Raw genomic sequence first — 24,194 nt, 5'->3', positions numbered from 1 at the left:
CGGGATGAGCACCGTGGAAGCACAGGATCACGAAGGAGAGGACTACGTCTCCTCCGCTTTTCGGCGTGAAAACGTCGCCATCGTGGGCAGCCCCGACGAAATCCGAAGGGTCGCCGCAGAAGGCGTGAGCGGCGCCATGGCCGTTGCCGGCCTGGCGGTGGCCGCCATCCTCGTCATCTGGTTCGCCTTCTTCCTGTTCATCTATCTCCCGCGAGGCGCCGTTGACTGATCTGACAGGCGAATCCGAACGAAGATGGGCCTGGGTCGTCACCGGGGTCATGGTCCTCGTGCTTGCGGTGATCACGTTCAACGGCGTGCACTGGGCCGTGCAACCCCCGTCGAATGTCGAAACGATCGATGCGGATCGCCTCCATCTCGCCGGGGAGTTTGTCGAGACCAATCTGGGCACCGAGGTCGTGGCGGATCAATCGGTGGTCGTGCGCGTCGTCGCCGAGCAATATTCGTTCGTGCCGGCCTGCATCGTCGTTCCCACCGAGACCAGGGTGGTTTTCCGCGTCACCAGCCCCGACGTGGTGCATGGCTTCCTGATCGCCGGCACGAATGTGAACAGCATGGTGGTGCCCGGGTTTGTCTCCGAGGCGCGTACGCGCTTCGAGCGGCCCGGCGAACACCTGATGCCTTGCCAGGAATATTGCAGCGTTGGGCACCAGGGTATGTGGGCGCGGGTGAAGGTCGTCGATCGCCTCGAATTCGCCCGATCCTATGGCGGCAGATTGCGAGCATCCTGTGCAGGGTAGCAACCGCCTCGTGCTCGCCCATTTCTGGACCGCCTTCGCGGTCTTCGCCGTCATGATTCCGCTCGGCGCCTGGCAGATGCTGGTGCGTAGCCCGCTGCATCGGTGGATAGACCCGGAACTCTACTACCGGGCGGTCACGGCGCACGGCACCTCGCTCGCCTATGTCTTCCCGACGCTCGTTGCGATGGGCTTTGGCTATGCGGTCTGCGCGGTGTCGCTCGGCCGGCCGATGCACGGGGCGCGGCTTGCCTGGGCGTCTCTCGGACTGGTGATCGCCGGGGGCGTGCTGGCGATCGCGACCGTGGCGGCCGGCAAGGCGACTGTTCTCTACACCTTCTATCCACCGCTGCTGGGCAGCCCGTATTACTACCTGGGCATCCTGATTGCGGTGATCGGTTCATGGATCTGGGTCGGCCTGATGATCTCGCATTTCAGGCGCTGGAAGCGTGATTATCCGGATCTCCCGGTTCCGCTGGCGATGTTTGCCACCACGGCCGGCGCATTGCTCTGGGCCTGGACGTCATTGGGAGTCGGGGCGGAGATCGTCTTTCTGATCCTGCCCAATGCCTTCGGCTGGACGGACACGATCGACCCCGCCCTTGCGCGTCTGCTGTTCTCCTGGACCTTGCATGCCATCGTCTACTTCTGGCTGATCCCCACCTATATCGCCTTCTACGTGCTGCTGCCGCACGCCGCCGGCGGCCGGCTCTACAGCGACAAGATGGGCCGGATCGCCTTCCTGCAACTGCTGATCTTCGCGATGCCGATCGGCCTTCATCATCTCTTCGCCGATCCGCAGATCGGTGCCGGCTTCAAGTTTCTCCATGCCGTCTTCACGGGAATGGTGGCGGTCCCCACGCTGCTCACGATTTTCACCATTTGCGCGTCTCTCGAAATCGCGGGCCGCCTGCGGGGCGGGCGCGGTCTTTTCGGCTGGATCGCCGTTCTGCCATGGGACCGCCCACTGGTGCTGGCTTCCGTGCTTTCGCTGGTCATGCTGGGCATGGGTGGGGCCAGCGGCCTGATCAACATGAGCTATGCGCTAAACCTGACGATCCACAACACCCAATGGGTCACCGGGCATTTCCACCTGATCTACGGGGGGGCGATCGTGATCATGTATTTCGCGATTGCCTATGAACTCTGGCCGCGCCTGACCGGTCGCCCGCTCGCATCGCCGCATCTCGTCCGGCTGCAGCTCTGGACCTGGTTCGTCGGCATGATGGTCGTCACGCTACCCTGGCATCTGGTCGGTGTCATGGGACAGCCGCGGCGCATGGCCTATTACGACTTCACCAATTCGGCGCTCGCGCCGCAGGCGATCTGGGTGAGCGTGTCGACGATCGGCGGCTTCATCCTAGTTGTCTCGGCGATGCTGCTCGTGGGCGTGCTGCTCGCATCGCATCGTGCCCCGAAAGCCACGATCCCGCCGCTCAGATTTTCCCTTGCGGTCAATCCTCCTCGCCGGCTGCCCAAATCCCTGAACAGTTTCGGGGTCTGGACGCTGCTGGTCGTGGCCCTGACCGCCGCGAATTATGGCTATCCACTGGCCCAGTTTCTTTTCCTGAACAGGACGAGCGTTCCTGCCTATTCGAGCCAGGTACGATGAGCAGCGGGGGGCGCCAAGCATCGCGCGATTCCCGCTTCGCCGTATGGATCAGCGCCACCGTCGCGCTGTTCATCGTCGCGGTGCTGATCGGCTTCATATGGTTGCCATCCGTCCAGAGGGACGCCGAAGGTCTCGATCTCTGGAGCGTGATTTGCCGTGCAGTCGGCCTGCCCAACGCAAGTGCGCGGGCTCCCGTCGCGATAACCACACAGCCCGCTTCGACGGTTGCCTGGACCGCCTCGACGCGACAGCAGCTTGCGCAAGGTAACGCCGCGCGCGGTGCAGCGCTTGCGGTCAACTGCAACAACTGCCACGGCCTGAACGGCATCAGCACTGACGCGGCCTTCCCAAATCTCGTCGGTCAGAGCGCGGACGCGATCTACAAGCAGCTCGAGGATTACCGGAGCGGCAAGCGCAACCCGGTGGTGATGGGCGTGTTCGTCTCATCCCTGTCGGAGCAGGATGTTTTCGATCTCGCGAAGCACTTTGCGTCGCTGCCGCTCCCCGTTGCCGGGCGTCCGGAAAAGAGCGATCCAGCGACCTCCAACGTCCGGAACCTGATTGAAGTCGGCGATCCCCGACGAGGCATGGCGCCCTGCGCGGCATGTCACGGACCGCTCGGCTCGACGATTGGCGCTCCGAGCCTGCGAGGCCAGCAGCGTGCCTATCTCGAACAGGAACTGCAGGCCTTTGCGACGGAGAGCCGCCGCAATGACATCAGGGAGCAAATGCGCTCCATCGCTCGCCAACTGACGAGCGCAGAGATCGCGATGATTGCTGCCTATTATTCCGGCCTTGGCCAGCAATGACCGCGGGGAAGCGTTTCCTTATCAAAAAGGATTGCCGGCGCGCGGCCTGCTGATTGCAAGCGGGTATCGGTTCCTGCTGGGCTAGCCTCGCGAAACCATGCGAGGGGGAGTGAGGAATGGGCCGAACCAGTCGCGGCTGCCATGGTGCAGCCCTAACCAGAACGGTACTGGGTTGAACGTTCGATGCGGCGTGTTCGCCGGGCTATTTCGGAAACAGGAACTGCACCTGGGCCCGGAGTTGCCAGTCGGCGCCGCCGCTGGGCTTTGCGACATTGTAATAGGCTGCAAGCTGCGCGTTGATGGCCTGATGGCCGATCTTGAACACGCGCCCGAAACCGCCTCCAATCGGCACCGTCCAGCGGTCGCCGTGGCCGGCTTCCCAGTCGGCGGTGATGATGGGAGACGAGGTCAGATACCAGCCGCCGTGGAAATTGTAGTTCACGAAGGGCTGGAGCGTCATCGCATTGACCGCGCTGCGGTTGCTCTTGCCCGCGAAGGACCAGACATTGTTGGCGAGGACGCCGACGACCCAGGGCCCTTCGATCGCCAGGGCAACGAAGGCCGGGCCCGCCGAGTACTTGCCGCTGGTGAGGGTCTTGTCGGTGCCGGTCGGGAATACGAAGGTCGGCCCGATGCCCCAGATGATGCCGTGCGTCGGCTGCTTCGGCGAGAAGAAGAAGCTCGGGTTGATGTCGCCGAGGCCGAACTCGCGGTCACCATTCACCGTCAGGGCCGGTTGCGAGATCACCGGCGTGATCCAGCGCGTGATCAGGTTCCAGTCCTTGTTCAGCGTAATCGGGATCACGGGCTGGATGTTGAGGACATTCTGCAGCTGCTTATGCGGGCCGACATTGAAGTTGGAATTGTTCTGGAACGGCAGGCTGATCATGTCGGCAACGGGGTTTTGCGCCGCCTTGGCAAGATCGTCGGTGCTCTTTTCGGGGCCCTCCTGGGCGATGGCGAAAGAGCTCGCCAAGCCGATTGAGATGGCGAGCGCGACCCTCAGTCCGAATCGTCCGCAGCCTGTGCGTCGTCCAGTCATGATGTGCTCCGTCTGTCATCCAGACCATCTTTGACCATTGGAACAGAGTTCGCTGCTGAGTGCCAGATTAGGTATTGCTTGCAATGCGCAATCATCACCGTGTGTTGCTTGTGTGATACATGTCGACAATGTTGTGGCGGAGGCTCCGCTGTGTCTGCGCCAGTATTCGATGCATTGGGATTGCGAGACAGTTCGATGGGAGAAGCTCACGCAAAGAATCGGGCCGATGGGGATCGACGCGATCACGTGTATTGTCGGGTTCTTCGTCTCCGCGATCGGGGGCGGCCTGATTTTCGACGGCGTAGTTGAAGCCCTGCAAATGCACGGGGTGACCACTTTGCACTGAGCGTCGCATCCGTCGGCGTGGCTTGGCTTGCTCATTGGGCGGATGGCTGTACCTGAGAAATCTGGGCCTGTCGCAGCCCATCCCAGCTACGAACCTTTGTTCGCGATCGCGAGTTTGCTGGCGCCATCGACGCCATGCTTCTGCAGATCGGCCAGCAACCCTTCGTCGGACAGGTCCAGCCGGTGCGAATGCTTCCAGTCGTGATGCGAGACTTCGACCAGGCGCTCGACAAGGTGGCGGGCGTCGGTTTCGATGGCGAGCTCGCGCCGTGCATCGAAGCTGCCGGGGGTCAGGTTGATCGAGCCGACGATCGCGCGTTTCTCGTCGGCCAGGAGCATCTTGCCGTGCAGCTTCAGATTCTTCAGCCGATGGATCTTGGCTCCCACATCTTCCATGATCCGCAGGCCGCCGACGCCTTCCACCAGCTTGTCGCTCTTCAGCTTGTGCGGCTGCCGCGCCATGATGTGGACCTCAACACCGCGGTTCAGCGCCCGGACGAGGCGCTCGATGATCACCGTGTCCTGGTAACGCTCATTCTGCAGCCATAAGGTTTGCTTGGCGTCGTCAATGAAGGCCGCGATCCGTTCTCGGCCGTTATTGGGGCACCAGATCAGCTTCGATGCAGGATCGGGCTCGAACTCCGTCTGTACCCAGTCCGCTTCGAAGCAGCGCACCATCTCCGCGACTTCCAGCTTGTCGGTGGTGGTGACGGCATAATCACGCGTCTCGGTGAGATCCCGCGTCTCCCAGTTCAGCGACTCGACGAAGCCGATCGTATCGTCGATCACCATCGACTTCTGGTGGGTGAGAGCAAAGGCCGGGCTGCTGTCGCGCACCTCTATGCCGGCAGCGTCGAGCACCTGGCGCGTCTCCTCGTTCTCGCTCGCGCCGTCGCGGCGCGCCGGGTTGAGCATGACGCGCACCTGGACGCCGCGTTGCTTCGCTGCGAGCACAGCGCCAAGCAGGGTCGGGTCCGTGAACAGGAACATCCTGATATTGAGCACCCGCGTGGCGGCGTTGATCGGTGCGAGGATGGCATCGGGGGTGTCGTCGGGAAGGACAATCAGCTTGTGCGACATGGCCGGCACTCCTTGATTTGCGCAGGAAGGGACGGGGCGACCTCACGTGGCCGCGGTCGTTTCGAATTGGGCGCGGTTGAGTTCGGCATAGATCCCGCCGCGGGCAATCAGCTCGTCATTCGAGCCCTCTTCCGCAACGATCCCGTCTTTCAGCACGATGATCTTGTCGGCATTTCGAATCGTGCTGAGGCGATGGGCGATCATGATGACGGTGCGGCCCGCCATCAGCCGCCGCAGCCCCTCGATCACCAGGTGCTCGGACTCGGTATCGAGCGCCGCTGTCGGCTCGTCGAGGATCATGATCGGGCTGTCACGAACGACGGCCCGGGCGATGCCGATGCGCTGGCGCTGGCCGCCCGACAGCGTATCGCCGCGCTCCCCGACCATGGAATCATAGCCATGCGGCATGCGGGCGATGAACTCGTCGGCATTGGCGATCCTGGCGGCCGCCACGATCTCCTCGTCTGTCGCACCTGGCCGCCCATAGGCGATGTTCTCCCGGATCGTCCCGCGAAACAGCACCGTCTCCTGCAGCACGAAACCGATCTGGGCGCGCAGGGCGGCGAGTTTGAACGTCCTGACATCCGTGCCGTCGATCAGGACGCGCCCGCTCTTCACGTCATAGAAGCGTGGCAGCAGGCTGAGCACGGTGGATTTGCCTGAGCCCGTGGGCCCGACGATGCCAACGACCTGCCCAGGCGCGATCGAGAAGGAAACATCGCGCAGCACGAGCGCATCGGCCTCGTAGCCGAACGCGACATGCTCGAAGGTGATCGCGCCCTTGACGCGCCCCGGATCAACCGCATCGGCGCGTTCGAAGACGATCTCGTCGGCTGCGAGGATCGTCTGGATGCGTTCCAGCGCCACGGTCGTCTGCGCGATTGCCGTCGTGGCGCTCGCAAGATCCTGAACGGGTTTGAAGAATTTCGAGAGATAGGCGAGATAGACCGTCAGTGACCCGGCCGTCATGGTGCCTGCGATGATCAGCGCCGTTCCCTTCCAGAGAACGATGGCGGTGCAGAACGCGACCACGATGCTGACCACCGGCGAGAGCAGGGACTTGACCCGCCGTGCCTTCAGCGCCGCATCGACTGTCGCCTGGCTGACATCCTGCAGATGCGCGAGTTCGAGATCCTGCCGCCCGAACGCCTTGACCGCGCGAACCGAGCCCAGGCCCTGTTCGACGACCGCCAGAACTTCGCTCTGCCTGACGCGCACCACGCGCGTCGCCTCTTTCACCGCCCGCTTGAAGCGCATGATGAAGACCAGGAGGAAGGGAATGACGGCGATTGCGATCAAGGTGAAGTCCCAGTCGAGCCAGAACATCAGCCCGACCATGAAGACGATCGTGAGAAGGTCGACGACGATACTCAACGTCGACGACGAGGCGAAGCTCTGCAGGGTCGAGACATCGGAGGTGATGGTGGAGATCAGGGCGCCGATCTTGGCATTCTGATAGTATCGCAGCGACAGACGGTGCAGGTGCTCATAGATGCGGATGCGTAGATCATTGGCAATCCACTGGCCAATGCTGGTGGTGTAGTAATTGTCCAGGTAGGTCGCTATCCCGCCGATGATGGCGATGAGCAGAGTGGCAACGCCCGCAAAGAGCGCGACACCGGTCGTGTTGCGGCTGAAACCGTACTGATGCAGCCATGCTAGCCATTCAGGCAAGTGATGGTTGCCGAGCGCATCGTCCAGGACCAGCTTCAGCGGCCAGGGCGCGGCGAGGCTGGCGGCAATTTCGACCAGCATTGCGCCAAAGGCGATGAGCAGCCAGCCACGATAGGGGCGGAGCAGGTCTAGAACCAGGCGTGTCATTCGCCAACTCCTGCACGGGGTCAGTCTCGGCTCGGCACACTCACAGCATCATTTTTTCCAGTTGATCCGAGTGCAATCACGAGCGCGTCGAATAGGTTCGCATTCCGCAACGGCTTCGAAAGAACGGCGACGATGTCCGAGGGGTGAGACGGCTCGCGCATCCCGTCACCATGGGCCGTAATGATGATGGTCGGAATATGGACGCCAGCCTTGACCAATTGATGGTGCAGCTCGAGGCCGGTCATCCCAGGCATTTGCAAGTCAAGGATCAGGCAGGCAGGCGTCCCCGTGGGCAAGGCCTCCAGAAACTCGCGGGCGGAGCTGAAGATCTTCGTCTCATAGGCGCGAACCCTCAGCGTCCGACTCAGGGACTTCAGCACGGACGGATCGTCGTCCACGATAGCGATCCAGGAAGAATCCTGCCCCATGGGGCGGAACGTGAGGCGGTTTTTTCCCGTTGTCGACCTGACCGTTGGGCCAGTACGCATCGCGGGGCGACTACGCGGAAATGCCGGCCTTCTCTGTCAGGCGCACGAGGTCGGCGACCATGCGAACGCCGAGCTTCTTCATGATCGACCCACGGTGGAATTTGATCGTCTTTTCGACGGTGCCGAGCTGGTATGCGATCTGCTTGTTCAGCTTTCCAGCAACCACATGTGTCAGAACCTCACGCTCGCGGGGCGTCAAGGTTGCAATTCTGCTCTCGACCGAGTTCAGCTCGGCTTGCACCTGCCGGGCACGAGAATCCGCTTCCCTCGCGCGTTCTATGGCGGCCACCAGATCCTGGGCGCGGACCGGCTTGGTCAGGAAATCAACGGCGCCCGCTTTCATGGCACGCACTGTGGTCGGAATGTCGCCCTTGCCGGTGAGAAAGATGACCGGCCGACTGGTCGCTTTGGCGGTCAGTGCCTGCTGAAGTTCAAGGCCGTCGAGGCCTGGCATGCAGACGTCAATGACGGCGCAGCCTGGAATGGAAGCGTCATGTTCGGCGAGAAACTCCTGCGAGGATGTGAAAGCCGCAATCGTGTATCGCCTTACGCCAAGGAGGCGGGACAAGGCCTTGATCACTGATGTGTCGTCATCAACGAGGAAGACTGTAAACATCGGGCGCTCACTCGGCTGAGATCGGCGATTTGGCTGGCAGCAAGAGGCTCGCGACCGCTCCACCCGCCTCGTCGTTCGCGAGTTCGACCTCGCCACCATAGGCCTCGACAACAGTTGAGCAGATCGCCAGTCCGAGGCCAAGGCCGTTTGGCTTGGTCGTGTAAAAGGGCTCGAATACGTGGCTTACAGCTTCCGGCTGAATCCCGGGTCCGCAATCCTTGACGCGGACTGCAATCATCCTCGTCGGCGTACGCAACGTCGAAACGGCGATGTTTCGTTCGGGCGTGGGGGTGGAAGCCATCGCGTCCATGGCGTTGACCAGGAGGTTGAGCAGGACCTGCTGCAGCTGGACGGGGTCTGCGACCGTCGCGGGCAATTCGCCCGCCAGTTCGAGGCTTACACTGATCCTGCGACTGACGAGTTCATTATGGAGCAATGAAAGCGTCGAGGTAACGAGCTCGTTCACATCGACGGAAACAGCTGTGGTCTCGCCCTTCTTGAGCAGGTTACGCAAGCGCTGGATGACCTCGCTGGCCCGGCGATTATCGTCGACGATATCCTGCAGCACATCGCGGAGCTCGGCCAGGTCTGGCGAAGCCGCGGCAAGCAAATCGAGCCCCGTTTCCGCATTGGATTGGATTGCGGTGAGCGGCTGATTGATCTCATGGGCGATCGCGCCCGACAGTTCGCCCAGTACCGAAACCCGCATCAGGTGCGCCACCTCCTGGCGCTGCAGGGCCGTTTCGATCTCGGCCATTTTCTGGTCGGTAACGTCGATGAAGATTCCGCTGAGCTGCTTCGGATCGCCCGCGGGGTCGGGATGAAACCGCGCGCGAATCCGTATCCAGCGCGGCTCCCCATCTCGCATGACGCGAACGTCAGCGACGGCCGACTGGTCGCTGTTTGCCGCCTTGGTCAGCGAGTTGATTGCTCCCGTGCGATCTTCGGAATGGATTGCGGCAAGGAGCGCATCGCGGGTGAGAGGCGTATCCTCCCCAAGACCGAACAGGGCCCGCGCGTGCTCCGTTGACCAGAGTTCGTTGGTCTCGCGATGGAATTGCCAGAGGGCCAGGTTCACGGACGCCGCTGTGAAGGTCATCCGCTCCTCGCTCTCCTTGAGCAGGGCTTCGGCACGTTGTCTTCTGCGCCTCTGGAGCAGCAGGGCACCGGCAACGGCCATCTGCAATGCAGAGATGCCGAGAGCCGCAAGCACCAGATTGTGATGCTGGTCCCAGATCGTCGGCTTCTTGAACAACACCGCAGCATCGGCCGGAAGATTGCTTTCCCGCAGATTCCAACGCTGCATCGCCCTGGCATCGACGCGGTAGCTCTGTCCGGGATTTGTTCGTGGCGGGAGCGCGGCCGGGTCAGCGCCTGCAATGATTTCAAGTGCGAGGTCGGCTGCGGCTATGCCGACAGACTCGAACGTCTCTATGAAGCCGCCAACCGTGCCATTGCCAAGATAGGTATCGTAAGGTGAATAGACGGGAGCAGGAGAAAGCGCGGCCAGCGCAGTCGCGACTTCGGCTGGAACAAAACTCTTGCCCGTGCCGTCCGCGAATACCGTCAGGACGATAACGATCGCGTCCGCGGGAACACGTTCCAACTCTGCAACGAGAGTGTCAAAAGGCAGTCCAAATAGGTACGTGGCTTCCAATTCGGCGTGAGCCTGCATCGTCGCCCGCGCTTGGGTTTGCCAACGGCGATCCACTTCGGCGCTCCCAGCAATCATCACGACGCGCCCTGAGTTGGGTTGCAGCGCCTTCGCCAATGCGAGCGTCTTTTCCAGATTGAACTCCGTGATGATCCCGGTGACATCGGGAGGCGGCCGTGAGACGGCATAGGTTGCCGACGAGATGCTCGTAAACACGACGGGTACGGCGGGCGCGATCGTGGCGCGATGCTTGATGATGAAGGGCAGTGCCAGGCTCCCCAGGGTCACGATGACGTCCGGGGGGGAACGCGCGTACTTGTCACGCAGGAACGACGCCATCCGATCCTCATGCGCGGGGTCGGAGCTGCGCGCGAGGTCAAGGAACTCGGCATCGATCTCGATCTTGTGAGGAGCGCGTTCCGAGAACCGATTGCGCGCGGCCTCGCTGATGGCCGCCGTGGCCGGAAATGTATAGTTGAACGCATGCAGAAAGAGGATGCGCGCTGGTTTCCGCTGCGACCGCGCAGCCGGAGCCAGCCAAGGGAAGGCGAGCACCAGAAGGAGCAGGCCCAACGCTCCCACACCTCGCGCTGCATCTGCTCGAAGTTGTAACCGAACTTCCATCTTTCCTACCGCAGCGGCACGTGAAAGGTCTCGAAGTTCTGGAAGGCGGCATTATTCAGCGTCATCTCTACCCTGTCGAGATGCATTTTTGCCGGGGTCGAAGCTCGTGGGCGCCCAGTCCTTTTCGGCACAGGCATGGTGTCCGCGGTTGAACCTTGACCGCGGAGCCTCGGGAAATCCCGGAGGCCGGAGAGCCCGGCAAGCCTCGATACTGGGCCATGGTCCAGTAGAGCGACCCCCGATTTATCGGTACAGCCTGCCTGAGAGCCGAGCACTCAGAGAGTGTTTCATGCGAAGTCTTGAAATCACGGAACGACCGCCCGCGGCCCCCAGCGATCCTCTGAATCGCGCGTTGAGTGCGGGTACTGCGCCTCCGCGAGATATGCTCGTCATACCCGGCGGCACGTTCCTCATGGGGTCGGATCGCCACTACCCTGAAGAGGCTCCGGTCCACCGGGTGACCGTGAACAGCTTCTGGATGGACCGGACGCCCATCACGAACCGCCAGTTCCGCGACTTCGTTCGCGCCACCGGACACGTCACGTTCGCGGAGCGGTGTCCGGATCCAAAGGACTACCCGGCGGCCCGGCCAGAGATGCTCTATGCTGGTTCTCTCGTCTTCTCGCCCCCCGACAATCCCGCTGACCTGCGCTTCTGGGGCGAGTGGTGGACTTACTTGAAGGGCGCTGACTGGCGGCATCCCTACGGCCCGAGGAGCAGCATTCACGGGCTCGACAACCATCCCGTGGTGCACGTGGCATTCTCCGATGCGCTGGCCTATGCGCACTGGGCCGGGATCGACCTGCCGACCGAGGCTGAATGGGAATTCGCGGCCCGCGGCGGCCTCGACGGCGCGGAGTTCGCCTGGGGGGCCGAGTTCACGCCCGGCGGCCAGCACATGGCCAATACCTGGCAGGGCGACTTCCCACGAGAGAACCTCGCGCAGGACGGGTTTACGCGCACCTCGCCGGTTACCGCCTTCCCGCCCAACGGCTACGGCCTCTACGACATGATCGGCAATGTCTGGGAATGGACGAGCGATTTCTACGTGGCGAGGCACGCCGCCGATGCGCCAAAAGCCTGCTGCATCCCGGAAAACCCGCGCGGCGGGCGCGAGGACCAGAGCTACGACCCATGCCATCCGGAACTCAGGATCCCGCGCAAGGTCCTGAAGGGCGGCTCACACCTGTGTGCGCCCAATTACTGCCGCCGCTACCGCCCGGCGGCACGCCACCCCCAGCTCGTCGACACCTCGGCTAGCCATATCGGCTTCCGCTGCGTCCGGCGCGGAGTCTCGAAGATCTAAAAGAGGAGGATATGCCGTGAAGCATGACATTCTCGCCGGAACTACGAGCACTACCCCTGATGATAATCGATGGGGGCTCAGCCGCATTCTTGCCAGCGCGCGCGACACCACGCGAACGGCTCTCCTGGGAGCTACCGCGCTCATCTGTGCAAGCGCCTTGACGCCGGCCGTCGCACAGGCCCCGGCACAGGCGCCGGCCCCTGCCCAGGCGCAATCCCGACCGAACATCCTGTTCATCATGGGCGACGACATCGGCATCATGCAGCCGAGCATCTACCACCGCGGCCTGATGGTCGGGGAGACGCCCAATATCGACCGGATCGGGCAGGAAGGCGCGCTCTTCACGCACTACTACGCCGAGCAGAGCTGCACGGCTGGCCGCAATGCCTTCTTCACAGGCATGCATCCGCTGCGCACCGGCATGATCCCGCCCCAGTTGCCGGGCAGCCCGTCCTATCTGCGGCCGGGTACCCCGGCGCTGGCGAAATTCCTGATCGATCTCGGCTACAACACCGGCGAGTTCGGCAAGAACCATCTCGGCGACCATACCGACGCGCTGCCGACCGCGCATGGCTTCCAGGAATTCTGGGGCTATCTCTATCACCTCGATGCGATGCAGGGTGTGAGCTTCCCCGACATCAACAGGACCCCGACACAGCAGACGGTCGCTCCGCCATGCCTGAACACGCCGATCCCGGGCCTTCCCGCGGTTCCCGGCGCGGTGGATCCAAGAACAACCGTTTGCCTGACGCCGCCACGTCCCGTGATTTCCTGCACATCCTCCAATGGCACCGCGGCCAATCAGACCTGCCGGGACGAAGGTCCGCTGACCCTGGAACGCTCGAAGACCGTGGACGAGGAAATCTCCGCCAAGGTCGTCGACTTCCTCGAGCGCAATGACCCAAGGCGGACCAACAAGCCGTTCTTCGCCTGGTACAACCCGGCCCGCATGCACATCACGACCATGCTGTCGCCGAAATACGAGGCCATGATCGGCGAGCCCGGCGGCAAGGACTGGGGCCTCAACGAGGCCGGCATGAAGCAGCTGGATGACAATATCGGCGTCGTGCTCAAGAAACTGCAAGACATGGGCCAGCTCGACAACACGATTGTCGTTTTCACCACCGACAACGGCGCCGAGACGATCACCTTCCCGGACGGCGGCACCACGCCCTTCAAGGGCGGCAAGCTGAGCACCTGGGAAGGCGGCATGCGCGCGCCTGCGCTCGTGCGTTGGCCAGCCGGCGGCATCCGGCCGGGCACAATCAAGAATGATATCTTCGCGTCACTCGACTGGCTGCCGACCCTCGTCAACCTCGCGGGCGGAGACAAGGGCGACGCGCTGAACCAGCGCATCATGGCCGGCAGCTATCCCGGCATCGTCAAGACCAAGCTCGATGGCGTCGACCAGGTCGAATACCTGCTCGGACGGTCGGAAAAGTCGGCACGCGATACGTTCTTCTACTATTCCGGAAAGGACCCCTCGGCGGTACGCTACAAGAACTGGAAGATCTATTTCGCGATGGTCTCAGATTCGCCGGCCGGCTTCATCTCCGGGGTATTGCCCTTCCACTGGGCCCAGGTCGTCAATATCAAGCGTGATCCCTTCGAGACCGCGATCGGCTCGCAATACAAGACGCTCCTGGGTATGGGCGGTTCGATCGGCTCCCCTTCCACCGCCTATATCTACGATTGGAACATGCTGCCGATCGGCCAGGCACTGTGGATGAAGGAGCTTCTCTCCTACAAGGACTTCCCGCCGATGCAGGACCCGGCGAGCTACAACCTCGATCAGGTCATGGACCAGATCAAGAACTCGAAAGGCCGGTCCGACTGAGCGCTGGCGAAAGCAACCAGGCAGGCGTCCTGCTCGGGGGCGCCTGCTCCCTTCCATCAGGCTGGCGAGCACCAGAACCTCTTTCAAGGGAGGACGTCATGAAGACCTATGTCATGACCGGCATTGCGTTATCGATCGGATTGATTTTGTCAGGCTGCCAGAGCTCGCAATCACGAGCGCAGCAACTCGCCGCGATCTGCGCCGATCCCAACAACCGGGCGCCCAAGTCCGGCTATTGGCGTGAATGCCAGACGCTCTATCCGTCAAGCACGCGGCAATTGCAGAAGGATTATCTGCTCGGCGCTGCGGCCGGAAACTGAGGCTCGTCCTGGGCCGGGTCTTCCGATCCGGCCCAAGCCTTTCCGGCTGAACCTTCCCTCGTCACACCTGGGTCCCGGTGCGAGTCCGCGAAGCCCCGTTGAAAGGACCTCGAGTCCATTCGACCCCGCATTCCCCCAAACTATCCGGAGGACGTCATGCCATCCTACGCCTTCACTGCCCTTGCGCTCTCCGCCGGGCTCGCCCTGGCCGGTTGCCAGTCCACCTCCCAGACCGTGCAGCACAAGGAGGATCTGCTCTCGGCCGCCGGCTTCACCCCGCAGCCCGCAAACACGGCGGAGCGCGTCGCGGCGATGAAGAAGCTGCCGCCCAACAAATTCGTCCAGCAGGTCAAGAATTCACAGATCATCTACGTCTACGCCGATCCGATCGTCTGCCAATGCGTCTATTTCGGCAACCAGGCGGCTTACGCCCAGTTCCGCCAGATGGTCTTCGCGCAGAAATTGGCCAACGAGCAGCAGATGACGGCAGTGATGAACCAGAACGCCTTCGATTTCGGCCCCTGGGGTGGACCGGGACCATTCATGTACTAAGTTCTGTTTCTCGCCGGCATTGAAGGGAGGCAAGGATGAAGCTGATCGGTTCTTCCGCCGACATCGACCGACGCATGCTGCTCAACGGCCTGGCGGCTCTGCCGGCTCTCACCATTCCCTTAAGTTTCACAGTCACTTCGGCCTCCGCCCAAACGGACCCGTTGCCGTCCTGGAACGAGGGCCCGACCAAGGCATCGATCATCGATTTCGTCACGCGGGTTACGACCCAGGGCGGAGCCGATTTCGTGGCGCCCGCCGAGCGTATCGCGGTGTTCGACAATGACGGCACGTTGTGGGTGGAGCAGCCGATGTATGTCCAGCTCGCCTTCGTGCTCGACCGGGTCAAGGCGCTGGCGCCGCAGAACCCCGGCTGGAAGACGAAACAGCCGTTCAAGGCGGTCCTCAGTGGCGACATGCGGGCGTTGGCGGCATCAGGCGAGAAGGGGCTGATCCAGCTCATCGGCGCCACCCATGCCGGCATGACCTCGGAGGAGTTTGCGAAGATCACCACGGACTGGCTGGCGACGGCCCGCCACCCGCGCTTCAAGCGGCCCTATACCGAGCTGGTCTACCAGCCGATGCTCGAATTGCTCGCCCATCTGCGGGGCAATGGCTTCAAGACCTATATCGCCTCCGGCGGCGGCATCGAGTTCATGCGCCCCTGGACCGACAGGGTCTACGGCATTCCCCCCGAGCAGGTCATCGGCTCGTCGATCAAGACCCGCTTCGAGATGCGCGATGGCAGCCCGGTGATCTTCCGCCTGCCGCAGATCAACTTCATTGACGACACGGTCGGCAAGCCCGTGGGTATCAACCAGCATATCGGCCGCCGGCCGATTGCGGCGTTCGGGAATTCCGACGGGGATCTCGAAATGCTGCAATGGACCACGCTGTCGGGTGGGCCGCGCTTCGGCCTGATCGTCCACCACACCGACGCCGAACGCGAATACGCCTATGACCGCAATTCCCATTTCGGCAAACTCGACAAGGCGCTTGACGCCGCGGCCGTGAACAAATGGACGGTGGTCGACATGAAGCGGGACTGGAAGAAGATCTTTCCGTTCGCGGAGTGAGGACGGCATTCGGCGGCCGCGCGGGGCAGGGAGCATGTCCCGAGGCGCCAAACGGGTGCAGGGTTTCCGTCTGGCTGCGCGCAATGTGAAAGGGGACATCTCATTCATTCTGACACGCCGTGAAAGCGCATTGCGCCGAGCGATCTGGGCTTTTTGCACGCGCGCCGGCGGAAGGCGTGCACACCCACAAGGGAGGCTCCAAATGCTCACGAAACACTTCACTTGCGTCATTTTTCTGCTTGCTGGGCTTGGATCGGTGCGGGGTGAGGCTCAGACGCAAGGCACCGAGCCTCGGCCGAACATCCCCCTGCAAAAGACGATCGGTGTAGCCACACCCACGGGGCCAGTTCCCTCGCTCGCCGTCATCAACTCGACAGGCGCAAAGCTGGAGGGAAACACCCTGACTTTGACGGGTGTTTCGGCGAATTCGATCGTTTTCGCTGATCGCCCCGTGCGCGCCGCCGGCCATGTCGCCACCAGGCAGTTCATCATGCAGTGGGACGAAGGAAAGGACAATTTCGCCAAGGATCCTCCGAACGCCACCATATCGGTCCTGGGCGGGGATGGTTCGAAGGTCAGTGACGCTGTGGTGACGTTGCGATCGCCGAAACTCGATGCGGGCAACCTGACCTTTGAGGTCTCAATCCTCGAGGGGAGCCTCACCGGGGCGAGCGGGCCGGCGGCGTTGTTCATCGACCGCTTCGGAGGCTTCGGCGGCGGCGGGTTCGGCGGCCGCCTCGGAGGCGGCGATTTTGGCGGGCGCGACTTGGGTGGCTTCGGCGGAGGCGATCGGTTTGGAGGCGATGCGCGACTGGGCGATGCGCGATTGGGTGACGATCGCGTCGGCTATGACCGCTGGGGCGCCTATGATCGCGCCCGGGTTGGCGGCGCCTACTGGCATGCGCCGGTCTACAATGGCGCCTGGTATGCCAGCGGGGCGGCCTTGGGCGCAGCCGCCGGAATCGCCGCGACGCGGCCCTATGGCTATGGCTACGGCTATGGTCAGTGCGGGTACTATCCCTATCCAGCCTGCTACTAGATCCCCCGTGATGCGCCGGGCCGGTGGGACAACCGCAAACTGCTCGGGGTCGTTCCCTTCGCGTCGAGGCGGTCCTCTGCGTGGATCGACCCGGGATGTCCTTGGATGCCGGCAAGGCAGGTGCGGGTCGCATCCAGCAGCCACGCTGCGTAGCAAGCTCTCACTTTGCCGCACGTGGACAGGAGAGACACGCTGGAGAGGCCCGCTCCGTCGAAGTCTCGTCTCCGCGTCTGATGTTTCATTCGGCCAATACAGAGGGCTAGAAAATGAGCGGCTCATTGAGAATTCTGGCGCTTGTGCTTGGCGCAGTCGTCGCTGGAGCATTTGGTGATGCCTCGGTCGCGCAGGAGCAGCATTTCCATCCCAAGGGGAACATGCCTTCGCGATTCACGATCGAAGCGCAGGAACAGCAGCGGCGGATATTGCCCCTTGCCGACAAGCAGGACTTCCAGGAAGCGAAGCGCGGCTTCATCGCCTCGCCGCCCTATCGCAAGATCATGAATGACAAGGGCGACGTGGCCTGGAACATTGATAACTGGAACTTCCTCCTGAACGGGAAGGACTTTGACAGCATCCATCCGTCACTGCAGCGCCAGGCCTTGCTCAACATGGAGTATGGCCTGTTTGAAGTTGTGCCTGGCATCTATCAGGTCCGTGGCTTCGACCTCGCCAACGTCTCGTTCATCCGAGGGAATACGGGCTGGATCGTGATCGACCCCCTGACGGTCAAGGAAACGTCACGGGCCGCGCTGAAATTCATCAACGAGAGGCTCGGCGAACGCCCTGTCGTGGCGGTGATCATCTCCCATTCCCACGGTGACCATTTCGGCGGGATCCGCGGTGTCGTGGACGATGCCGCTCTGGCCGCAGGGAAGGTCCAGATCCTTGCGCCCAAGGGCTTCATCAACGAGGCCATCTCCGAGAATCTCTACGCCGGCAACGCGATGACCCGCCGCAAGAGCTATACCTACGGCGACGTCCTGTCCCAGAGCCCCTACGGCCATGTGGATTCATCGATCGGCAAGGGTGTCGCCAGCGGGGATGTTGGCATCCTGCCCCCGACCCGGAGCATTGAGTTGCCCATCGAGGAACTGACCATCGACGGCGTGCGGATGGTCTTTCAGAACACACCCGGCACGGAAGCGCCGGCGGAGATGAACACCTGGTTTCCGGACCTCAAGGCATTCTGGGCCGCCGAGAACATCGTCGCCGGACAGCACAATGTCCTCACCTTGCGGGGCGCGCCGGTGCGCGATGCGCTCGCGTGGTCGCAATATATCAACGACGCGCTGTACCGGTTTGGCGATCAGGCGGAGGTGATGTTCGCATCGCATAGCTGGCCGCGATGGGGAAAGGCGCGGATTGGCGAGGTGATGCGCGGGCAACGCGACATGTATGCAAACCTGAACAACCAGGTCCTGCATCTGGCGAATTCCGGGGTGACGATCAACCAGATCCACAATGTCTATGAGCCGCCCAAAAGCCTGCTGCAGCAATGGTACGACCGCGGCTATCACGGCTCCTACCTGCATAACAGCCGAGCCGTGATCCAGCGTTACCTTGGATTCTGGGATCTGAACCCGGCAACACTCGTCCCGCTGTCGCCGGAAGACTCCGCGCCGCTTTACGTGGAGATGATGGGCGGCGCCGCGAAGGTGATGGCGAAGGGCCGCGAGCTCTACGACCAGGGCAAATACCGCCACGCAACCGAGATTATCAACAAGCTGGTCTACGCGGAACCGGGCAACCAGGACGCAAAGAACCTCCTCGCCGACACGTTCGAGCAGATGGGCTACCAGTTCGAGAGCCCGAGCCTGCGGAACAGCTTCCTGTCCGGCGCCAAGGAACTGCGCGATGGCGTCATCGCGGTGAAGGCGGCAAAGGCGGGCAGCCCCGACTTCGTACGCGGCACCACCACCGAGCTGTTCCTGAATTACCTCGGGGTCCAGATGGACAGCCGCAAGGCCGACGGCATGAAGTTCAAGATCAATATCTCGACGCCGGACAATGGCGAGCGGTTTGTGGTCGAGATGAGCAATGCGACGCTGACGACGATCGCCGGCTATCAGGCCGCGGATGCAGATCTGACGATCACGATCGACCGCCGCGAGCTGGAGGACGTGATGATCGGCACGGCGAAGCTGGCCGACAAGGTCTCGGCCGGAAGGGCCAGGATGGAAGGAAATCCCGCCGTGCTCGCGCAGCTCGGTTCGACAATGGTCAAGTTCGACAATTGGTTCGAAGTCCTGCCGGGCACGAAGAAGGAGACCGGAACTTCGCCAAGGCCCGGAATCCTGCAGGACGACGCGACCTATTACGAGGGGCCCTGACTAAACGAAGGAAGGGCTCAGTCATCCCGGAGCGCGAAAGCTCCTCGGTTTTCTTTTCGGACCTCTATTGCGGCGAGCCTTGTTGCTTGCGGCTGCGCCAAAGCCAGACGAGGAGCACGATCGCGCCGATGGCAGCCAGGACGAGCGGGAGCACCCTTATCCCAACATGACCCCATCGCGGGATATAGGCCGCGATCCCGGACATATGCGTGCCGAAATAGAAGGCGCCGGCACCCCAGACGGCCACCCACAGCGCGCCGCCGAGCGCGTTGAAGAGCAGGAAGCGCCGCCAATCCATTCCGGTCGTGCCGGCGGCGATGCCATTGAACTGCCGAAGGATGTTGACGAACCGCGCCGCGGCCACCGTCGCGGGACCATAACGTGCAAAGACCGCTTCGACATGATTGAAGCGCTCAGGTGTCAATCCGATCCGGGATCCATGCTTGAGTATGACGGCTCGGCCGAAGGTCCGGCCGATCAGGTAGCCGAAATTGTCGCCGAGGACAGCTCCCACCCAGGCATTGAAGAGGACGGCGGACAAGGACAGCTCGCCGCGGGATGCGAGTACGCCGGCGAAGATCAGCGCGGATTCTCCCGGCAAAGGTGCCCCGAGCGACTCCAGAAAAAGGATCACGAAGATGGCGACAGCGCCATATTCGCGAATATAGGGCTCGACGGCCGAAAACAGATGTTCCATTCCGCGCGTCGCCTCGCTGGACCATCGGAGCCGATATCGTATCCTGCCCGAAGACAAATCGGCACATCTGCGGTGATTATGGGCGAAGCGCCCGGCCTGTAAATCGACTGGTCGCGGCGGAAGGCTCCACGGTCGACCGGCGCGAAACCCTCCCATGGATCGTCGGGCGCCAGGCTGCCCGGAGCAGATGATTGCCTGGCCGGTCGCCGGGCCAGGACTGTCCCCCGCAGTCCGGTCGCGGGGCCATCTTCATCTTATTGTGGACGTTGAGTCATCGCGCGCAAGGTCTTCGGCGGACTCACGTTTTAGCCTGACCCGCGAGCGTGTGACTTGAGCCGCCGGCTGTCGCGGGCGCAAACCGGGCGGCCGGATCCCGCTCCCCGGCTCGGCGCCGTCTCGCGCTGCTATTTGAACGCCATCGGGGCGACAAAGAGTGCAGCGAGTGCCAGCACGACCCCGATACGCAGCCAGACAGCCCTGACGTGATGTCTCACAAGCATGCGACGCTCCCTCAGACACAACGACGGAACTCACGTAGCGAACCCGTCGCGGACCTGCATTCCGGTGACGGAGCCAGCCAAGCCTCGATCTCATCTTGAACCTGCCCCTGCGCGGCGCAAGCGGCGTTGAGGCTGCCGGGCTCCTGGCCGGGGTCACGACTTCGTCAACGGGCAACGCGGTCCCGCGGCTTGCGCGGGGGGCGACGAACTCTCCCGTCAGGAAACCGCCATCATCCACGAGCACAACGCGGGCATCATCCCGGCATGCGGCGCAGCCTCATCCCAGACTGCGGCGGGCCGCGGTTGGTTCGTTCGCGGATATCGGCCGCGCTGTCCACGGTCGCCGCGATGGGACGATCCGATCTTGGCTAGGACGGCCCGAAAGCGGCCCGAGCGCGGCCACCTTCCAGGCGCTGTCGTCCCACCATCACAGCAAGGGAGACGCGACCATGCCTGAGCTCTCGAACACCCTGATGGACCCATTGCAAAATTCTCTGACTGTCGCAGTCGAGACGAACAGGCTCGCCCTGGACGCCGCCCAGAAGCTTGGCGTGCTGCAGATGAGGATGCTGCGGAGCTGCATGGACCTGGGCTTCGCGCGGCTGAGCGCAGCCGCCGAGATCAAGGACGCGGATGGCCTCATGGCGTTCCAGGCCGGCCAGATCGAGGCCGCGATGAGCCTGTCCGAAAAGCTGATCGACGACAGCATGGCGCTCGCCGATCTCGGCGAGGGGATCATGGTGGAATGCGGCCGGCTGACCGAAGACGTCATCGGCCCATCATCGCAGCCGCTGTCCCTGCAGGGCAGAGTCTCGCGCAAGGCTGCGTGAGCAGGGTGCCCGATGCGCGATTTCGCATGCGGTGAGCCAAGGGCCGATTGTCATGAACTGCTCGATCGCGCCGGCTTCGAGCGGCCCGAAGGCTTCTTCTCGAGCCTGCTCTGGAGCGCGTGGCTCGCCTGGCGCAGGGCGTGATCATGTTCCGCCGCCGAAGGCGGCGCCAATCTAGGGCAGGGGGTGCCGCCACGCTCGCGAGCCAGGTCTGCAGCGGACAGGTTCCGGCTCCCCGGAGGGCCGCAAGGGGCGGCCCATCGGCTCGCGATGGATCCCGGACCTCATCGCCACGTGCCGTCAGCGCGGCCCAACGATCCTCGTGAGGAAGGACCAGACACTGCTTTCCGCGTTCCGGATCGCCTCGGCCCGTAGATCATGAGCGCGGTTCCGGTAGAATTCCATGAGCTCCGGCGTGACCTGCAGCGGGGCCGCGGCAGGCCCCGCCTTCGTGGTTGCCGCAGTGCCGCAGAGGTCAGAAGGCGGGTGGACCGGCGGCGGGACAGGCTGCAGCCGGGGGATTTCGAGGGGGCAGTCTGTAGCCAGCGGGAGCGCAGGAGCCGAAGCGAGCATGGTAGCCTCCTGGAGTGGCGATGTCGGAGCGTGGTGAGGCGCGATGCTACGCATCCGACTGAAGCTGGCACATCGTCGGAACCAATGAGCCTGCTTGCTGCTCCGCCTGCCGCTGACCTAATCCGGGCGCGCTAGCATGAAACGGTCTGACACCGCATTGGATCTCGCGCCGCGCGTCGGATCCTGAGTGCTGGTGCAGGGTTTCGCCGAAACTGCGAACTTTCATTCCGCGCGCTGGAGCGACAGGAACGAGCGACGGAAGCGATGATTAACCTTGCGTCATATTACTTGGAAGAAAGCACAGGGATCGAGTATTTCGAGTCAATCCGGTTGCGTCATTCTTCAGTGTGGTGCAGCATTTTCCCACTGGCGACAATAACAGCAGGTACTCGCGGCAACTGACGGGCTGGGGATTGCACATGGCTGATCTCGACGGAGCCTCGGCCCAGGCGTTATCCGACACAATCGGTAGAATCTATGATTGTGCGCTCGACCCCCAACATTGGCCCGACACCTGCCGAAGCATTGCCGCCCTCTGCGAAAGCACGGCAGGTGGAATCTGCGTCCACGATCTCCGGCAGGTGCTGAACGACCAGCTCTTCGTCTTCGGGTATCCGCCGGAGTTCCTGGTGCAGCTCGGAACGCATTATGCGAAAAGTCCTATGGCCGCTGCCGATGTCGTCGCGAATCTCGGCGATGTCAGCGCGCTCTCGATGAATCACTCCGAACTGGTCGAGAGCAGGTTCTTCAGCGATGTGCTGAAGCCCTTCGGCGTGCAGGACATCATCTGGTTTCCGGCCCTGCGGACCGGTGGCCGCATGGCCTCGCTGCACGCCTCTCGCGGCGAAAAGATCGAGTATTATCAGAAGTTTGATATCGACCTCTTCAAGCTGCTCGCGCCGCATGTCTGCCGCGCGCTCGCCATCTCCGATGCGCTGGATATCAGGGTGCTGAAATCGGAGATGCTGGAACGGACGCTCGATGCGCTTGCTGCAGGTGTTTACCTCACCGCCCGCGATGGCCGCGTCGTCTATATGAATGCGGCCGCCGAGCGCCAGGTCAGAACCGGTGGCTCGATCCGGCTCGTGAACAACCGGCTTTCCCCCACGGATCCGGCGGCGCGCGCCAGCCTCTCGCGGGCCATCGACCAGGCCGGGCGCGACGACATCGCGATTGACACGAACACGCATTCGCTGGCCCTGCCGGATGCCGGGGGCACCGGCTATGTCGCAACCTTCCTTCCAGTCGCGTCCGGGCAGCGCCGCAGCACGGTTGCCCCCTTTGCCGCATCCTGCGCCGTGTTCATGCAGGACCCTGCCCAGGCGCCGCTGATGCCGGGCGAGGCCTTTGCCAGGCTGCATGGGCTCACCGGTGGCGAACTGCGCGTGCTGCTGGCGCTGGCCGAGGGATTGGGCGGCAAGGAAGCGGCCGATATGTTGGGCATAAGCGAGCCGACCCTTCGCACCCATCTGCAGCATATCTTCGCCAAGACCGGCACCTCCCGACAGGGCAAGCTCCTGCAGTTGCTGCACAACTCGACGCCGCCGGTTCGTGCCTCGCAGGGGCCTGCTCTAAGAGCCTGAACACGTTCGGGCGGGCTTGTACGCCTCCTCGGCCCGCACTTCGGTGCGGGGACAGGAATATGAGCCCTATCCGCTCTCGGCCATGATCCGGTCGCTGGCCTCATCGGTTTCGATGATGCGGATGCGAAGCGTTTGCCTAGCATTGTGCATCGGTCCGAAACCGGGCCGGAGTTGGCAGCCTCCCACAGCTTCGGATGGTTGCTCCCTGCACGCAGGACGAGGAGAGACGTGATGGCTGCTTCGAGAGCCGCTGGCCCGATCACCGGAATTTGCCGTGTCTTTGCCGCATCTGTCCTGGGCGTCCACCTGGTGATGGTGCCGGGTGCAATGGCGCAGGGCCAGCCAGGGTTTGCCCGCGAATGCGCCGCGAAGGAGATCACGACCATCACCCTGATCGAGGATCATGGCGAGGCCGCGATCCTGCCGTCGGAGCGGCTGCATGACGCAGCTGAGACGCAGCTCCGCGCGCGCTCGGTCTGCTATGCCGGTCGCGTCGACGAAGCGCTCGCGCTCTATGACAGCATTCTCGCACTGGGACCGATCACGACGGCAAAGCGCTAGCAGGCTGTTGAAGAAGTCGTCCTAGGGCGGGCGATGAAGGTGGAATCGTCACCGTTGTGGACGCGGATTTCGCCCTTGAGGGAGCCGTCCGTTTGAAGTTTGGCCCATCCGTCGCCCGAGACCTCGTCCATCTCATCATTGCCTCTT

Annotated in this window: 22 protein-coding genes; 15 read left to right on the top strand and 7 right to left on the bottom strand. The window is 62.9% G+C overall.

All coding sequences use genetic code 11. The features are described 5' to 3' along the window. Positions 1–4 precede the first annotated feature (4 nt). Genes AB4118_RS29595 through AB4118_RS29580 form a run of 4 tightly spaced genes read left to right on the top strand, consistent with a single transcriptional unit; the run spans position 5 to position 3,176 of the window. Positions 5–229, top strand: a complete 225-nt coding sequence (locus AB4118_RS29595; RefSeq protein WP_441493119.1) for a hypothetical protein — start codon at positions 5–7, stop codon at positions 227–229. Continuing rightward, positions 222–758 carry a cupredoxin domain-containing protein gene (locus AB4118_RS29590; RefSeq protein WP_441493118.1) on the top strand — a complete coding sequence of 179 codons (537 nt, stop codon included), beginning with the start codon at positions 222–224 and terminating at the stop codon, positions 756–758. Before AB4118_RS29595 ends, AB4118_RS29590 begins: the two co-directional genes overlap by 8 nt. Then, entirely contained in the window at positions 748–2,367 is a 1,620-nt protein-coding gene (locus AB4118_RS29585) for a cbb3-type cytochrome c oxidase subunit I (RefSeq protein ID WP_441493117.1), read from the top strand. The genes AB4118_RS29590 and AB4118_RS29585 overlap by 11 nt, the downstream gene beginning before the upstream one ends. Next, positions 2,364–3,176, top strand: coding sequence for a c-type cytochrome (locus AB4118_RS29580; protein WP_441493116.1), 813 nt, complete (start codon positions 2,364–2,366; stop codon positions 3,174–3,176). Before AB4118_RS29585 ends, AB4118_RS29580 begins: the two co-directional genes overlap by 4 nt. 202 nt (positions 3,177–3,378) lie before the next feature. Here the strand turns inward: AB4118_RS29580 and AB4118_RS29575 are convergent, their stop codons facing one another. From AB4118_RS29575 to AB4118_RS29550, 6 genes are all read right to left on the bottom strand, one after another. Further along, entirely contained in the window at positions 3,379–4,218 is an 840-nt protein-coding gene (locus AB4118_RS29575) for a hypothetical protein (RefSeq protein WP_441493115.1), read from the bottom strand. A gap of 432 nt (positions 4,219–4,650) precedes the next feature. Further along, complete coding sequence (locus AB4118_RS29570) at positions 4,651–5,643, bottom strand: phospholipase D-like domain-containing protein (protein ID WP_441493114.1); 993 nt, start codon at positions 5,641–5,643, stop codon at positions 4,651–4,653. Between the two features lie 42 nt (positions 5,644–5,685). Continuing rightward, positions 5,686–7,464 carry an ABC transporter ATP-binding protein gene (locus AB4118_RS29565; protein ID WP_441493113.1) on the bottom strand — a complete coding sequence of 593 codons (1,779 nt, stop codon included), beginning with the start codon at positions 7,462–7,464 and terminating at the stop codon, positions 5,686–5,688. Positions 7,465–7,484: 20 nt separating this feature from the next. Next, positions 7,485–7,862, bottom strand: coding sequence for a response regulator transcription factor (locus AB4118_RS29560; protein ID WP_441493112.1), 378 nt, complete (start codon positions 7,860–7,862; stop codon positions 7,485–7,487). A 100-nt stretch (positions 7,863–7,962) separates the two neighbouring features. Next, on the bottom strand, positions 7,963–8,532 hold the full coding sequence (locus AB4118_RS29555) for a response regulator transcription factor (RefSeq protein WP_441493111.1): 570 nt from the start codon (positions 8,530–8,532) through the stop codon (positions 7,963–7,965). 43 nt (positions 8,533–8,575) lie between these two features. Next, positions 8,576–10,795: a sensor histidine kinase gene (locus tag AB4118_RS29550; protein ID WP_441493110.1), complete on the bottom strand. Its 2,220-nt coding sequence runs from the start codon at positions 10,793–10,795 to the stop codon at positions 8,576–8,578. A gap of 433 nt (positions 10,796–11,228) precedes the next feature. Between AB4118_RS29550 and AB4118_RS29545 the strand changes: the two genes are divergently transcribed. The 7 genes from AB4118_RS29545 to AB4118_RS29515 all read left to right on the top strand — a co-directional run bounded on the left by AB4118_RS29545 (position 11,229) and on the right by AB4118_RS29515 (position 19,303). After that, the gene (locus AB4118_RS29545) at positions 11,229–12,152 is read left to right on the top strand and encodes a formylglycine-generating enzyme family protein (protein WP_441493109.1); all 924 of its coding nucleotides are present in this window, start codon (positions 11,229–11,231) and stop codon (positions 12,150–12,152) included. Between the two features lie 157 nt (positions 12,153–12,309). Further along, complete coding sequence (locus AB4118_RS29540) at positions 12,310–13,989, top strand: arylsulfatase (protein ID WP_441493171.1); 1,680 nt, start codon at positions 12,310–12,312, stop codon at positions 13,987–13,989. Positions 13,990–14,087: 98 nt separating this feature from the next. Then, complete coding sequence (locus tag AB4118_RS29535; protein ID WP_441493108.1) at positions 14,088–14,309, top strand: hypothetical protein; 222 nt, start codon at positions 14,088–14,090, stop codon at positions 14,307–14,309. A 156-nt stretch (positions 14,310–14,465) separates the two neighbouring features. Further along, entirely contained in the window at positions 14,466–14,861 is a 396-nt protein-coding gene (locus AB4118_RS29530; protein WP_441493107.1) for a hypothetical protein, read from the top strand. A 74-nt stretch (positions 14,862–14,935) separates the two neighbouring features. Next, on the top strand, positions 14,936–15,934 hold the full coding sequence (locus AB4118_RS29525; protein WP_441493170.1) for an HAD family hydrolase: 999 nt from the start codon (positions 14,936–14,938) through the stop codon (positions 15,932–15,934). A gap of 202 nt (positions 15,935–16,136) precedes the next feature. After that, entirely contained in the window at positions 16,137–16,973 is an 837-nt protein-coding gene (locus AB4118_RS29520) for a hypothetical protein (RefSeq protein WP_441493106.1), read from the top strand. A 266-nt stretch (positions 16,974–17,239) separates the two neighbouring features. Continuing rightward, positions 17,240–19,303 (top strand): alkyl/aryl-sulfatase, encoded by a 2,064-nt coding sequence (locus AB4118_RS29515; RefSeq protein WP_441493105.1) that lies wholly within the window; start codon positions 17,240–17,242, stop codon positions 19,301–19,303. Positions 19,304–19,367: 64 nt separating this feature from the next. Here AB4118_RS29515 and AB4118_RS29510 read toward each other — a convergent pair whose 3' ends face one another. Then, positions 19,368–20,000, bottom strand: coding sequence for a DedA family protein (locus tag AB4118_RS29510; protein WP_441493104.1), 633 nt, complete (start codon positions 19,998–20,000; stop codon positions 19,368–19,370). 949 nt (positions 20,001–20,949) lie between these two features. On the opposite strand from AB4118_RS29510, the gene AB4118_RS29505 reads away from it, so the two are divergent. The 4 genes from AB4118_RS29505 to AB4118_RS29490 all read left to right on the top strand — a co-directional run bounded on the left by AB4118_RS29505 (position 20,950) and on the right by AB4118_RS29490 (position 24,047). Beyond that, on the top strand, positions 20,950–21,330 hold the full coding sequence (locus AB4118_RS29505; protein WP_441493103.1) for a phasin family protein: 381 nt from the start codon (positions 20,950–20,952) through the stop codon (positions 21,328–21,330). A gap of 12 nt (positions 21,331–21,342) precedes the next feature. Continuing rightward, positions 21,343–21,474, top strand: coding sequence for a hypothetical protein (locus AB4118_RS29500; protein ID WP_441493102.1), 132 nt, complete (start codon positions 21,343–21,345; stop codon positions 21,472–21,474). A gap of 848 nt (positions 21,475–22,322) precedes the next feature. Further along, positions 22,323–23,486 carry a helix-turn-helix transcriptional regulator gene (locus tag AB4118_RS29495; RefSeq protein ID WP_441493101.1) on the top strand — a complete coding sequence of 388 codons (1,164 nt, stop codon included), beginning with the start codon at positions 22,323–22,325 and terminating at the stop codon, positions 23,484–23,486. Positions 23,487–23,717: 231 nt separating this feature from the next. Beyond that, entirely contained in the window at positions 23,718–24,047 is a 330-nt protein-coding gene (locus AB4118_RS29490; protein ID WP_441493100.1) for a hypothetical protein, read from the top strand. Positions 24,048–24,194 lie beyond the last annotated feature (147 nt).

The organism is Allobosea sp. 2RAB26, from assembly GCF_052115465.1.
Classification (GTDB): domain Bacteria; phylum Pseudomonadota; class Alphaproteobacteria; order Rhizobiales; family Beijerinckiaceae; genus Allobosea.
This window is presented reverse-complemented; position numbering and strand designations above follow the sequence as displayed.

Coding starts and splice junctions, on each gene's coding strand:
- AB4118_RS29595 (WP_441493119.1), top strand. CDS start 5: ATGAGCACCGTGGAAGCACAGGATCACGAAGGAGAGGACTACGTCTCC.
- AB4118_RS29580 (WP_441493116.1), top strand. CDS start 2,364: ATGAGCAGCGGGGGGCGCCAAGCATCGCGCGATTCCCGCTTCGCCGTA.
- AB4118_RS29575 (WP_441493115.1), bottom strand. CDS start 4,218: ATGACTGGACGACGCACAGGCTGCGGACGATTCGGACTGAGGGTCGCG.
- AB4118_RS29570 (WP_441493114.1), bottom strand. CDS start 5,643: ATGTCGCACAAGCTGATTGTCCTTCCCGACGACACCCCCGATGCCATC.
- AB4118_RS29565 (WP_441493113.1), bottom strand. CDS start 7,464: ATGACACGCCTGGTTCTAGACCTGCTCCGCCCCTATCGTGGCTGGCTG.
- AB4118_RS29545 (WP_441493109.1), top strand. CDS start 11,229: ATGCTCGTCATACCCGGCGGCACGTTCCTCATGGGGTCGGATCGCCAC.
- AB4118_RS29535 (WP_441493108.1), top strand. CDS start 14,088: ATGAAGACCTATGTCATGACCGGCATTGCGTTATCGATCGGATTGATT.
- AB4118_RS29530 (WP_441493107.1), top strand. CDS start 14,466: ATGCCATCCTACGCCTTCACTGCCCTTGCGCTCTCCGCCGGGCTCGCC.
- AB4118_RS29525 (WP_441493170.1), top strand. CDS start 14,936: ATGCTGCTCAACGGCCTGGCGGCTCTGCCGGCTCTCACCATTCCCTTA.
- AB4118_RS29520 (WP_441493106.1), top strand. CDS start 16,137: ATGCTCACGAAACACTTCACTTGCGTCATTTTTCTGCTTGCTGGGCTT.
- AB4118_RS29515 (WP_441493105.1), top strand. CDS start 17,240: ATGAGCGGCTCATTGAGAATTCTGGCGCTTGTGCTTGGCGCAGTCGTC.
- AB4118_RS29510 (WP_441493104.1), bottom strand. CDS start 20,000: ATGGAACATCTGTTTTCGGCCGTCGAGCCCTATATTCGCGAATATGGC.
- AB4118_RS29505 (WP_441493103.1), top strand. CDS start 20,950: ATGCCTGAGCTCTCGAACACCCTGATGGACCCATTGCAAAATTCTCTG.
- AB4118_RS29500 (WP_441493102.1), top strand. CDS start 21,343: ATGCGCGATTTCGCATGCGGTGAGCCAAGGGCCGATTGTCATGAACTG.
- AB4118_RS29495 (WP_441493101.1), top strand. CDS start 22,323: ATGGCTGATCTCGACGGAGCCTCGGCCCAGGCGTTATCCGACACAATC.
- AB4118_RS29490 (WP_441493100.1), top strand. CDS start 23,718: ATGGCTGCTTCGAGAGCCGCTGGCCCGATCACCGGAATTTGCCGTGTC.